This is a genomic window from Delftia sp. K82, assembly GCF_002193035.1.
Taxonomy (GTDB): domain Bacteria; phylum Pseudomonadota; class Gammaproteobacteria; order Burkholderiales; family Burkholderiaceae_C; genus Comamonas; species Comamonas acidovorans.
This window is the reverse complement of the sequence record NZ_MYFL01000002.1, coordinates 180,783-193,415: the sequence shown is the minus strand read 5'-3', so window position 1 is coordinate 193,415 and position 12,633 is coordinate 180,783. Positions and strand designations below refer to the sequence as shown.

Sequence of the window (12,633 nt, the reverse complement as noted above, 5' to 3'; positions counted from 1 at the left end):
AGATGAAAACGGCCCCCTCGGGGGGCAGCGGACCTTGCGCAGCAAGGGGAGCGTGGGGGGCATTTTTCAAGCCGGGGGCGATTCGACGGCTTCGCGCGTGACCTCGGCCTGCTCCTGCAGCCACCGGCAGAAGGCGGCCACCTCGGGACGCGCGGCGCTGCGCGGGCCCACGATCAGCCAGTAGGCCAGCGGCGATTCCAGCCGGTGCGCGGGCAGCACCTCGACCAGGTCGCCAGCCGCCAGTGCATCGGCCACCAGCGGCAGCCGCGCAATCGCCAGGCCCTGTCCGGCCAGTGCGGCCTGCACGATCTGGTGGGCGTAGTTGAAGTACAGCCAGCGCGGCGGCTGCAGCTGGTCGCAGCCCTGCACGCCGAACCAGCGCTGCCAGCCCAGCCATTCCAGCTGGGGCATGCGGTGGGCGTCGCCGGTCTCGATCAGCGTATAGCGCGCGGCATCGGCCGGCGTCCTGAGCGGCGGGCCGCCGGCCAGCAGGCGCGGGCTGGCCACCACGGCCAATTGCTCGCCGAACAGGCGCTGCGCCTGGGGCCAGCCATCGCCTGCGCGGCCGTAGCGCAGGGCCAGGTCCACGTCGGTGGTGTCCAGGTCCATCACGGTGTCGCTGGTGTCGATGCGGATGTCGATATCGGGCCAGGCGCGCTGGAAGGACTCCAGGCGCGGGATCAGCCACATGGCGGCAAAGCTGGCCCAGGTGGTGATGGCCACGCTCTTGCGGCCCACGGTCTGGCGGATCTGGCGCACCGAGGCGTCGATCTGCTCCAGCGCGGGCGCCACCGAGCGCAGCAACTGGGCGCCGGCCCCCGTCAGCTCCACGGCGCGCGTATGGCGCAGGAACAGCGGCACGCCGACTTCATCCTCCAGCGACTGTATCTGGCGGCTCACGGCCGACTGCGTCAGCGACAGCTCGTCGGCGGCCGCGCGGAAATTCAGGTGCCGGGCCACGGCCAGGAAGGCACGCAGATGGCCGGCTCCGATGGCGCGTGTGCGCAGCAGGGGAACGGGTGCAGTGGTGGCATGGGGCATGGCGCCGCCAGCATACGTCAATCGTGTGACCGGCCGCAGCCCTTGGCGGGCAGATAATCGGCGGCGTTGCCGGCACAGGTTCTGGCGTTTTGGATGAATCACCTATGACAGCACCTCTGGATCTCGTCATCATGGCCGCGGGCAAGGGCACGCGCATGAAAAGCCGCCTTCCCAAAGTCCTGCAGCGCCTGGCGGGGCGCCCGTTGCTGGGCCATGTGCTGTCCACGGCGGCGCAGCTGGATGCGCGCTCGGCCGTGGTGGTCACGGGCCACGGCGCGGACCAGGTGGAGCCCGCCATGGCGGCGGCCTGCCAGGGCGGCTCCATGGCGCTGAAGTTCGTGCGCCAGGAGCCGCAGCTGGGCACGGGCCACGCGGTGCAGCAGGCCGTGCCCGCGCTGGCGGGCGATGGCATGGTCATCGTGCTCTCGGGCGATGTGCCGCTGACGCAGGCCGACACGCTGCGCGCTCTGGTCGATGCGGCCGATGGCCAGCGGCTGGCGCTGCTGACCGTGCGCCTGCCCGATCCCACGGGATATGGCCGCATCGTGCGCGGCGAAGACGGCACGGTGCAGCGCATCGTCGAGCAAAAGGATGCCAATGACGCCCAGCGCGCCATCCAGGAAATCTACAGCGGCATCATGGCCGTGCCGGCCCGCCACCTGGCCGGCTGGCTGGCCCGCCTGACCAATGACAACGCCCAGGGCGAGTACTACCTGACCGACGTGGTCGCCATGGCCGTGGCCGACGGCGTGCCCGTGGTCGCGCACTGCATTGCCGACCCGGTGCAGGTGGCGGGCGTCAACAGCCCGCTGCAACTGGCCGAGCTGGAGCGCGCCCACCAGGGCGCCCAGGCCCGCACGCTGATGGAGCAGGGCGTGCGCCTGGCCGACCCCGCGCGCTTTGACCTGCGCGACGACCCGCGCACGGGCCGCGCGGCACGCCTGGCCTGCGGGCAGGATGTGGAGATCGACGTGGGCTGCATCTTCAGCGGCCATGTGGAGATTGGCGAAGGTGCGCGCATCGGCGCCTATTGCAGCATTGCCAACGCCACGATTGCGGCGGGCGCCGTCATCCATCCGTACACGCATGTCGATGGCGAGAAGGCCGGCGTCAGCGTGGGCGAGGGCGCCCTGGTCGGCCCGTTTGCGCGCCTGCGCCCCGGAGCGCAACTGGGCCGCGAAGTGCACATCGGCAACTTCGTCGAGGTCAAGAACTCCGTGCTGGCCGATGGCGCCAAGGCCAACCACCTGGCCTACCTGGGCGATGCCACGGTGGGCGAGCGCGTCAACTACGGCGCCGGCTCCATCACGGCCAACTACGACGGCGTGAACAAGCACCGCACGGTGATCGAGGCCGACGTGCACATCGGCAGCAACTGCGTGCTGGTGGCGCCCGTGACCATTGGCGCGGGTGGCACGGTGGGCGGCGGCTCCACGGTCACCAAGAGCACCGAGCCCGGCGTGCTCACGGTATCGCGGGGCAGGCAGGTGAGCATCACCAGCTGGAAGCGCCCAGTCAAACTGCCCAAGTCCTGAGACTTCCGAGACACGTGGGCTCGAGGGCCCGCATCGCCGGCGGGTCCCGTACGGGGTACGCCGATTTGCCGAATCTCCTGACCCTGTCCATGCCATGACGGAACCTTTCGCCCCCCATCCGCCCCCCGACCCCGCCGCCGACCTGCAGGGCCCTCCCCGCACGTTGCAGGATGCGCTGGAGCGCCTGGCCCAGCGCGAGCAGGAACTGCAGGCCCTGCGCGCCGCGCAGCAGGAATGGCTGCATGCGGTGTCGCACGACCTGCGCGCGCCGCTGCGCCATGTGCTGTCCTTCGGCCCCCTGGTCGATGAGCTGCTGTCGCAGGCCGCGCCTTCGCCGCAGGAGCTGCAGGAGGCGCGCGGCTTCCTGCAGACCATGGACCAGTCGGCGCGCCGCATGGGCGGCATGCTCGACGGCCTGCTGGCCCTGTCGCGCGCCGCGCGCACGCCCATGCAGTGGCAGCCCGTCGCCTTGCAGGAGCTGCTGGAGCAGGCGCGCACGGCGGTGCTGGCGCAGCCGCGCTGGGCGGCCTGCGGCGCGGCTGCGCGGCTGCAATGGAGCCTGCCGCAGCAAAGTCCCGCCGTGCGTGCCGACGCGGCCCTGCTGCGCCAGGTGCTGGAGGCGCTGCTGGACAACGCCGTCAAGTTCACCCGGCCCGTGGACCAGCCGCGCATTGCCATCGATGTGGAGCGCCATGCCGACGGCGGCATCACGCTCAGCGTGACGGACAACGGCGTGGGGTTCGACCCCTCGCGTGCGGGAGCGCTGTTCGGCATCTTCCAGCGCATGCACCGCGAATCCGAGTTCCCCGGCCTGGGCACGGGCCTGGCCCTGGTGCGCGGCGTGATGCGCCGCCACGGCGGCGAGGCCACCATCCGCGCCACGCCCGCGGGCGGCTGCTGCGTTTGCCTGAACTGGCCCGGCGGCGAAGTGCGGCGCGCCGATCGCGGGCTCTGAGACCGCCTGCCGCTGGCGCCTGCCCTCAGATCAGCGTGTCGTCCGGCTCGGGCTGGTGCGTGGGGCGGGAGTCCCTGGTGTCCGGGCCCGTGTCGGAGCCTGTATCAGTGTCTGCGTCCGAGCCTGTTCCCGCTCGGGCAGGCGCGCTGCCGGCCATCAGCGGCGCGGCGGGAATCACCTGGTCGCGCCCGGCATCCTTGGCGCTGTAGAGCGCGCTGTCGGCCGCATTGATCCAGTCCTTGACCGACAGAAAGCTCGGGTCCGCCGCCGCCACGCCAATGCTGGCGCTTACGCGCAGCTGGGGATGCTCGCGCACGCGCAGCTGGCTCAACTGGTTGCGTATGCGCAGCGCCACCGCATAGGCGTCGTCCAGCTGGGTGTGCATGCACAGCACGGCGAACTCGTCACCGCCATAGCGGCCAGCCGCGTCGTGCGAGCGCAGGCAGTGCCGGATGGTCAGGCCTATGGCCTGCAGCACCTCGTCGCCCACGGTGTGGCCAAAGCTGTCGTTGATGCGCTTGAAGTGGTCTATGTCCACGATCAGCAGGCAGGCCGAGGCCTGCGTCTGCCGGTAGTCGCGCAGCGCGGCGCGGGCCTTTTGCCACCAGTAGTCCCGGCTATACAGCGTGGTCAGCGGGTCGATGCGGCTGAGCACCTGCAGCTTCACGTTCTGGCGCGCCAGCTTGCGCACCAGCTGGCGCGTGGACCAGCTGGAGAACACGCTGTGCAGCAGGAGCAGGGGCAGCATGCTCAGCTGCACGGCCAGGCTGGCCTCCCAGTCGGGCACGGGCCGCAGCAGCAGGGCCACCAGCGCGGCGGCCAGCAAGGTGGCCACCAGCGATTGCAGCCAGCCGTCGCGCGTGGCCGTGTGGTTGCGGTCGGCAATGCTGATGGCCAGCAGCGCAATGCTGGGCAATGCGCAGAAATGCATCACGGGAATCCAGCTGCCGATGATCAGCGCGTCTATCTGCAGATTGGCGTGTTCGGCGCGGTGGCTGTCACGGCTGTGGCGGGCGTGCAAAAAGGCGATGTGCGGCCAGACCAGGGCGCTCACCAGCACAAAGCCCCAGACCGCCGGGCTGGCGCCCATCTCCGTCATGGCCGTGCCCACGACGAGGCCGCCCAATGCCATGCTGGAGACGCGCAAGGGATAGGTTCGGCGATGGATGCGCTGGCGCAAGGACATGGCGGTGCGAGCCGAGTGCGCGCCGATTGCCTAGCGCGTCAGAAAGTGTTGTTGCATCAATTTGTATCATTGTCCCCGTGCGTGCGCAACGCCTTAAAGTTTAACGTTGCCCAAAGTTGGCGTTCGGGACACATTGCAGGCCTCTTGTCCTACGCGGGCCCGATGCAGCGTAGCTTCCTGATGAGCACAAATACTCACAAAATCAAGGCTCCTGGCCTCATTCGGCGGCTGTTCCTGGATTTGTGGACGGCAGCGGCATGGCGGTGGAAAACTTGGCGCGCTTGACGCTGAAAAAACTCTTGACATTGCGCACGTTGGCGTCGCCCGTGAATAGCGCGCGGCTCAACTCCAGGTAGGCGGGCATGTCGGGCGCGGCCACCACGAGGATGAAATCAGGCCCGGCCGACACGCGCCAGCACTGCTGCACGGCGTCCAGTGCCACGGCGCGGCGCTCGAAGCTGTCCAGCGAATCACTGTCCTGGCGGTCCAGCGAGACTTCCACGATGGCCTGCAGCCCGTGGCCCAGGGCGGCGGCCAGGCGTTCCGGCTGGAGGATGGCCACCTGCCGCTCGATCAGCCCGGTCTCCTGCAACCGCCGCACGCGGCGCAGGCAGGTGGGCGGCGACAGCTGCAGCAGCGCGGCCAGGGCCTGGTTGCTGCGGCTGGCATCGACCTGCAGCAATTGCAGCAACCGCAGATCGGTGGCGTCCAGTTCTATGGAATTTTGTGTCATTGAATTCTATAAATTGAAATAATATTTCTTGCGCTGGTTTTGATGAGATATTAGTTCAATAGATAAGGAAATTTGGCGAGAAATTTCTTTTCAACCTGCGTAGCATCCGTCGTCATCTCGAAACAAGGAGCTTGTCCATGTGTGGCATCGTCGCAGCGGTTTCCTTCCGCGATATCGTCCCCGTCCTCGTCCAGGGCTTGCAGCGCCTGGAATATCGCGGCTATGACTCCTGCGGCGTGGCCGTGCAGGCGCTGGACGCCCAGGGCGTGCACAGCCAGGGCCTGCAGCGCGCCCGTTCCACGGCGCGCGTGGCCGAACTCATGGCCCAGGTGCAGCAGGACAAGGTCATTGGCCACACCGGCATTGCCCATACCCGCTGGGCCACGCATGGCGAGCCGGCCGTGCGCAACGCCCATCCGCATTTCAGCCACGGCCCCGGCGTCTCGCCCGTGGCCGATGCCGACCAGCCGGCCCGCGTGGCCCTGGTGCACAACGGCATCATCGAAAACTACGAAGCCCTGCGCGCCGAGCTGCAGTCCAAGGGCTATGTCTTCGCCAGCCAGACCGATACCGAGGTCATCGCCCACTTGGTGGACAGCCTCTACGGCGGCGACCTGTTCGAGGCCGTGCAGGCCGCCACGCAGCGGCTGCATGGTGCCTTCGCCATCGCCGTCATGCACAAGGACGAACCGCAGCGCGTGGTGGGCTCGCGCGCCGGCTCGCCGCTGATCCTGGGCGTGGGCCAGGAGGGCGCCGAGCATTTCCTGGCCAGCGACGCCATGGCCCTGGCCGGCGTGACCGACCAGATCGTCTACCTGGAAGAGGGTGACATCGTGGACCTGCAGCCCGGCCGCTACTGGCTGGTGGGCAAGGGCGGCGAGCGCCTGGCGCCCGAGCAGCGCCCCGTGCGCACCGTGCACGCCCACAGCGGCGCGGCCGAGCTGGGTCCCTACCGCCACTACATGCAAAAGGAAATCTTCGAGCAGCCGCGCGCCATTGCCGACACGCTGGAAGGCGTGCAGGCCATCGTGCCCGAGCTGTTCGACGGCGTGGCCTCGGACGGCAAGGCCGGCGCCTCGGCCTGGCGCGTGTTCAAGGAAATCGACCGCGTGCTCATCCTGGCCTGCGGCACCAGCTACTACAGCGGCTGCACGGCCAAGTACTGGATCGAAGCGCTGGCCGGCCTGCCCTGCAGCGTGGAAGTGGCCAGCGAGTACCGCTACCGCACCAGCGTTCCCCATCCCAAGACCCTGGTCGTCACCATCAGCCAGTCGGGCGAGACCGCCGACACCCTGGCCGCGCTGCGCCATGCCCAGAACCTGGGCATGAAGCACACGCTGACTGTCTGCAACGTGGCCACCAGTGCCATGGTGCGCGAATGCGAGCTGGCCTACATCACGCGCGCCGGGGTGGAGATCGGCGTGGCCTCCACCAAGGCCTTCACCACCCAGCTGGCAGGCCTGTTCCTGCTGACCCTGGCCCTGGCGCAGTCGCAAGGGCGGCTGAGCGAGGAAAAGGAGCAGCAGTACCTGGCCGCCATGCGCCACCTGCCCGTGGCCCTGCAATCGGTGCTGGCGCTGGAGCCCCAGGTCATCAGCTGGTCCGAGGACTTTGCCAAGCGCGAGAACGCGCTCTTCCTGGGCCGTGGTATCCACTACCCGATTGCGCTGGAAGGCGCGCTCAAGCTCAAGGAAATCAGCTACATCCACGCCGAGGCCTATCCGGCGGGCGAGCTCAAGCACGGCCCGCTGGCCCTGGTGGACAGCGCCATGCCCGTGGTCACGGTCGCGCCCAACGACGAGCTGCTGGAAAAGCTCAAGAGCAACATGCAGGAAGTGCGCGCGCGCGGCGGCGTGCTCTATGTGCTGGCCGATGCCAAGACCAACATCGAAAGCAGCGAAGGCATGCACGTCATCCGCATGCCCGAGAACTACGGCGCCCTGAGCCCCATCCTGCACGTGGTCCCGCTGCAGCTGCTGGCCTACCACACGGCCTGCGCACGCGGCACTGACGTGGACAAGCCGCGCAATCTGGCAAAGAGCGTGACGGTGGAGTGAGGCAGAGGGCCGGGGGCAGCAGGTATTCTGGGTAATTAAAGTCGTAAACACGCAATTAAAGTTGTAAACAAGCCTGCAGCATCCATGCATCTTCGCGCCGTAATCGTTTGTAACGGTAAAGTCGTAAACTCGAATTCGACGGATGAAGATGACTTGGATATGCGGAGGTAAATTCAGCAGTTTTGAGCTTGTTGCTATAGAAAAGAGCGCACATTTTTGGCGCTCTTTTTTTAATGTGATGAGAGGTTCTTTCGGTCTGAGCAGGCTTACATGCAGCAATGCTGCAAGAGGCTGAGAGGAGCTGGTCACCCGTCCTCCGAAAAGATGTACGGTCCCAGGAAGTCATGGTGCACTCTTCAGCCTGGAACAGGAGAAAGCACTATGGCAGTCCGCCTGCATGGCGGCGATCGCGCGGCGCCTCGTATCCGCGCAGAACTCCAGCTAGCGACCGGCTCCCATCGGTCCTCGGCGAAGCTCTAGGGCATCAACCCCCAAGACCGCGGTCAAGTGGCATGCGCTCACTTCGGTGCTCGATGAGCTCGTGGGTCCTCGGGACAGAGCAAGCCAGCATCTTTCCCAAGAGCAAGAATACTTGGTGAGTGCGTTGCGCAAGCAAGGGCATCTGTCGGTGGACGATCTCATGGGGCAACCCCGTAGCGCCTTGCATCGATGCCTGTAGCGTCACGGAATCAGCCGACAACCCGCAACGCAACTGCCACGAAGGCACGGAAAGCTTGAAGAAACGACGCTGGGATCGGTCACATCTTCGAGCGCATTTTGCGATTTCAATGGTGTCGAGAAAAGGCAGACCAAGCCGTACCGCCCCTGGACGAACGGCATGGTCGAGCGCATGAACCGGACCATCAAGAAATTCACGATCAAGGCCTACGAGTACCAGGGAGTGGAGCAGTTACGGGAGCATGTCCAGGCCTTCGTTCAAAGCTACAACTTCGGAAAGCACTTGAGGGCGCTCAGGTGGAAGACACCATTCCGGGCAATTTGCGAGGCGTGGGCAAAAGATCCAAGCCGCTTTAGATTTCATCTGCACCATCCAACTATTGGACTGGACATCTAGCGCTTAGCCAATACTTCAAACGGTACTACATTAGTCCGTAGATCAACGCGAAGCTGAGTAGTTCAGCCCGAATGCCCGCCAACTGAAGGTACAGCATGGTATGACTAATAGCGCAAGCATGCTGTGTTGTCTAGTCGTGGATGTAGGTGTCCTTGAATTGTATGTAAAGGTTAAAGTCGCTTTATAAGCTCTGGTTGTCAGATTTCGTAAAAAATTGAACTTTTGAAAAATCTTTGAAATGTTGACATGTGCAAATGATTTTTGCCATATGCAGCTCAATTGATTGGTAACACTTATGTCCGCATTGTTGTCAGAAACTAAGTTGCAGAGGTCGTACGCCTCTTCGATTGATTCAACTGGGGAGGCCATTAGTAGCCTAACGCCAGAGTTGGTTATTGCATTATGTGGACCGATAGGATCTCCTTTGCATCAATCGGCAATGCAAATAAAGAACACACTTGCTGAGTTTGAATATCAAACGGAAATTGTTCGTTTAAGCGACTTGATTCGATTGAATGCGAAGAAAGTTAATATCGCGCTAGATGCTGATACTAAGTTTGATGAAATACAGTCGTTGATAAAAATTGGTGATGGGTTGCGGCAAAATTTTGGTCACGATGTTCTTGCAAAGCTTGCCATTGCAAAAATAGGAGCGGATCGTGCACAGCATTTTGGTGCTTTTGAAGATGTAGCCGCGGAATCTGAGAAGGTTGATAATGAAAAAATTAAGCAGCAGAGAATTTGTCATGTAATTGACTCTGTAAAGAATTCTGCTGAACTTGATTTGCTGAGGTTGATATATGGTGACGCCCTTTTTGCTGTAGGAGTATTTTCTCCTTTGGAATTACGTGTGGCGAATTTGGCAAAGCCTGGAAAACTGAAGCATGATGAAATAACGAGGCTAATTGACATAGATTCGGGAGAGGAATTCGATCACGGTCAATCTGTTAGAAACACGTTTCCCCAGTGTGATTTCTTTCTTCGTGTTGATCACGCAGTTGTTGGGCCATCTGAGGCAAAGGCTATTGCGCAGATTAATGAGCGTGTACGACGATTCTTTGATTTAATTTTTAGGACTGTTGTTATCACCCCCACTGCAGAAGAAACGGCGATGTATGCAGCTACATCGGCAGCGCGTAACTCGGCTTGCCTTTCTAGGCAGGTTGGGGCTGCTGTGACTAGCGCTACGGGTGAGCTTCTGGCCGTTGGTTGGAATGATGTGCCTCAAAGCGGTGGAGGGCTTTATGGAATGAAGCCCCTTTCTATGCGTTTGCTTGTTGAGAGCGCCCAAGAAGATCATCGTTGCTTTTCTCAAGTTGGCTCACCATGTCATAACGATAGGGAGAAGGATTCTATTGCGCGTAAAGTCGTTGAAAGCCTGGTAGAAGGAGGTGTTCTGTCTAAAGACGTAACGGACAAGGCTGTACAGACAATATTGGGTGATACTCGCGTGAAAGATTTAATAGAATTTTCACGAGCTGTTCACGCCGAGATGCACGCAATTCTTGCTGCAAGTCGTATTTCAGGTGATCGAGTGGTACAAGGCAAGATTTTCGTAACTACCTACCCATGCCACTCATGTGCTCGCCACTTAGTTGCAGCAGGTATTTCTGAAATTCACTATATTGAGCCATATCGAAAGAGTTTGGCGACTAGGCTTCATGAAGATGCGTTGACGGAATCTTCCGAGGCGCATGGTAAGGTTCAGCTACGGCAGTACGATGGCATCGCGCCGCGGCGCTTCATCGAAATGTTTGAAGGGAGAGGTCGGAAGGAGGCCGGCATGCTAAAATTGCCAAGCCGAACGGAGGCCATGCCCCTAACCCAAGTGAGCCTCAAGGCGATTCCTCGGCTGGAGGAGGTTGTGGTTGCAGAAATTGAGACCAAGAACCTTGAGCTTCCAAGTCTTCTTGCTAGTGAGGAAAACAATGCCAAAGTTACACGATAGACCTGAGCAGTTGCCCCTGCGGCTGTTCGTAGATGTCAGTGTGCAGACGCAGGCTCTTTCCTGTTCGGTGAAGAAGAAAGAGGCTACATCGAAGGGCGGGGCGATGCCGACGCCTCAGGCTGCTTCAGAACACGATATGTCGGTTTACCGACAAATATCTGGTAATTATTTCCGTAGCCGACAGAAGGCCTGATCCAGGATTAGGGTGGAGCAAGCTGTTGCTTGCAGATCGCACGTTCATATGTGCCGACTGGTGCCGGCGCGGTAAGCGGTGAAGTCGTACCTTGCTGTAGCTGCGCTGCCGTCTGGCCGTCTCGTCGCGAGCCTGCACCGGCGTCTCGAACCATAGCTCGTTCAGACACTTGTCGTGGAACATACGGTTGAAGCTCTCGATGCAGGCGTTCTGGACTGCATCGTTGATCATGTGCCGCGCGTCCAGTCCCACCGCCAACGCCATGAAAGCCCGGCTGGTGAACCCCGGCCCCTGATCGGTGCGGATGGTCAGGTGTTAGCGTCGGAAGTGCGCGGCTCGGTCCAGCAAGTGCACGACGTACTCGTCGCCCATCAGTTGTCAATGCCATGACGGTTGCTTATCGAGGGCTAAAGCTCGCCCGGGGACGCTTGGCCTTGCGTCGCTTGCGGCACCGATAGGTTCGCCAGCTTGTACAGGCGCCACACCCGCTTGTAGTTCACCTGCTGTCCCTCCAAGGTCAACAGTTATTGGATGCACTGTTAGCCAAAGTGTCAGTGCCCAGCGCCAATTCGACGATGCGCGTGCTCAGCTTGGCCGCGCAATTGTTCGTGCGGCGCGGATTCTGGCTGTTCGTTCTGGACTATCCGCATAGCGAAAGGCGCTGCGCTCGCTGATGTTCAGTTCCTGAACCCTCTTGGCAGCGGCCTCGCGTCTGGTCTGCATGGTCAGCGCTTTACCTCGAAGCCCACCTTCAACGCTTCAATGTGCAAGCGGGCCGCGGCTCGTATTTTCTTGAGCTTGGCGTTCTCGCCCTCTATCTCGTGCAGCCGCGTGGCTTCGCTGGGTTGCATGCTACCGAACTTGGCACGCCAGGCCGCATCGCTAAAACGACCCACCCAATTGCGGCTTGGCGCATCTGCCTGGAACTGGCTGTCAAGCACGTTGTCGGCGAAGGCGCTGCGCTCGCCAAGGTCTTTGGGCAGGCCTCGGCGACGAGGCCGTGCAGGAAGTGCCCGTTCACGCATCAGCCGCTTAATGCGGTGCAGTCCGCAGTGCTCCCCTAATGCCAGCACGCCATGCCACACGCGCCGCCACAGCCATCTTGGCGGCATCAGTCCCGAGGCGTTTGAACGCGCCTCGGCTTGAGGCTGGGGTTTGTCTACCAGACCAGGGGCAGTCCACTCCAAGGATTGGCGGAGCTTGTCTGCTGGACCAGAGGGCAGTCCAGCTCAGCGTTTGCGATTGGACTGAGATAGAACCGAGGCAGCAAGTATTTTTGTCGTTGACGAAGAGCGAGAGTTGTCCAGCGCTGCGGATGCTTTGCCTTCAGTTTTCCCTCCAGTCTGCGCAGAGCCTCCCGATTGACGTAGCGCAGATGCTGCCATGGTCTTCTGAATTCCACTTGAGGACGGGCTTTGAAGAGTTTTCGCAGCAAGGGATGCCACTTTAGGCGAGGTTTGCTTACTATTTTTCCCCATGGAGACGCTCCTTTAAATATTAAATTGGAATGCTTCGACTATTTAATCGCACATATATTCTTCGAACAAGCAATACTTCAATTTAATGAAGAGACACTTGACGAACTTTCACACCACTCTACTTTTCCTTCTTTAATCCAGAAATGAGATTTACATCCATCCTTAAGCCAAATAGATGGATGCAAGCTTGGACGGCCTTGAGCATCAACCGTCAGTTCCCAGCGTGGGCGTGCCTCAGGGATTAGGAGGAGCTCAAGAGATCTACTACAGCCGCACGGGCACTTCATTCCAATACACCAATCTTCACCTTCATCTCGTGCTAGCACGAGGTCTCTTTCCGGCAATTCCTTCGGCAAACTATCGCCTGACACCACTATCAGGCGTCTTCCGGCTGGTGGACTTGCCCAAAATCGGCCCCACCACTTGGAAAAT

At 61.8% G+C, this 12,633-nt stretch carries 9 protein-coding genes and 2 pseudogenes; 5 read left to right on the top strand and 6 right to left on the bottom strand.

Features of this window, described 5'->3' with window-relative positions; translation table 11 throughout:
* Positions 1-66: 66 nt before the first annotated feature.
* Positions 67-1,041: a LysR substrate-binding domain-containing protein gene (locus KDK82_RS16400; RefSeq protein ID WP_088165630.1), complete on the bottom strand. Its 975-nt coding sequence runs from the start codon at positions 1,039-1,041 to the stop codon at positions 67-69.
* A gap of 104 nt (positions 1,042-1,145) precedes the next feature.
* Here KDK82_RS16400 and glmU point away from each other — a divergent pair, with 104 nt between their 5' ends.
* Both glmU and KDK82_RS16390 read left to right on the top strand, forming a co-directional pair.
* Entirely contained in the window at positions 1,146-2,576 is a 1,431-nt protein-coding gene (gene glmU, locus KDK82_RS16395) for a bifunctional UDP-N-acetylglucosamine diphosphorylase/glucosamine-1-phosphate N-acetyltransferase GlmU (RefSeq protein ID WP_088165629.1), read from the top strand.
* A 94-nt stretch (positions 2,577-2,670) separates the two neighbouring features.
* Positions 2,671-3,531 (top strand): ATP-binding protein, encoded by an 861-nt coding sequence (locus KDK82_RS16390; protein WP_012207699.1) that lies wholly within the window; start codon positions 2,671-2,673, stop codon positions 3,529-3,531.
* Between the two features lie 25 nt (positions 3,532-3,556).
* Here KDK82_RS16390 and KDK82_RS16385 read toward each other — a convergent pair whose 3' ends face one another.
* Both KDK82_RS16385 and KDK82_RS16380 read right to left on the bottom strand, forming a co-directional pair.
* Entirely contained in the window at positions 3,557-4,717 is a 1,161-nt protein-coding gene (locus KDK82_RS16385) for a sensor domain-containing diguanylate cyclase (protein WP_088165628.1), read from the bottom strand.
* Between the two features lie 217 nt (positions 4,718-4,934).
* Positions 4,935-5,450: an Lrp/AsnC family transcriptional regulator gene (locus KDK82_RS16380; RefSeq protein ID WP_012207697.1), complete on the bottom strand. Its 516-nt coding sequence runs from the start codon at positions 5,448-5,450 to the stop codon at positions 4,935-4,937.
* Positions 5,451-5,587: 137 nt separating this feature from the next.
* Between KDK82_RS16380 and glmS the strand changes: the two genes are divergently transcribed.
* From glmS to KDK82_RS16365, 3 genes and pseudogenes are all read left to right on the top strand, one after another.
* Complete coding sequence (glmS, locus tag KDK82_RS16375; protein WP_088165627.1) at positions 5,588-7,507, top strand: glutamine--fructose-6-phosphate transaminase (isomerizing); 1,920 nt, start codon at positions 5,588-5,590, stop codon at positions 7,505-7,507.
* A 381-nt stretch (positions 7,508-7,888) separates the two neighbouring features.
* Positions 7,889-8,582: pseudogene (locus tag KDK82_RS16370) on the top strand (integrase core domain-containing protein).
* A gap of 295 nt (positions 8,583-8,877) precedes the next feature.
* A complete protein-coding gene (locus KDK82_RS16365) occupies positions 8,878-10,530 on the top strand; it encodes an anti-phage dCTP deaminase (protein WP_046238517.1) in 1,653 nt (550 codons plus the stop codon).
* Positions 10,531-10,654: 124 nt separating this feature from the next.
* Here the strand turns inward: KDK82_RS16365 and KDK82_RS33455 are convergent, their stop codons facing one another.
* The 3 genes and pseudogenes from KDK82_RS33455 to KDK82_RS33400 form a co-directional block, all read right to left on the bottom strand.
* The gene (locus KDK82_RS33455) at positions 10,655-10,954 is read right to left on the bottom strand and encodes an integrase core domain-containing protein (protein ID WP_164846502.1); all 300 of its coding nucleotides are present in this window, start codon (positions 10,952-10,954) and stop codon (positions 10,655-10,657) included.
* A gap of 650 nt (positions 10,955-11,604) precedes the next feature.
* Positions 11,605-11,814, bottom strand: a pseudogene (locus KDK82_RS33215) (IS3 family transposase); the annotation flags it as partial.
* Between the two features lie 464 nt (positions 11,815-12,278).
* Entirely contained in the window at positions 12,279-12,488 is a 210-nt protein-coding gene (locus KDK82_RS33400) for a DUF6527 family protein (RefSeq protein WP_236884722.1), read from the bottom strand.
* Positions 12,489-12,633: the final 145 nt, after the last annotated feature.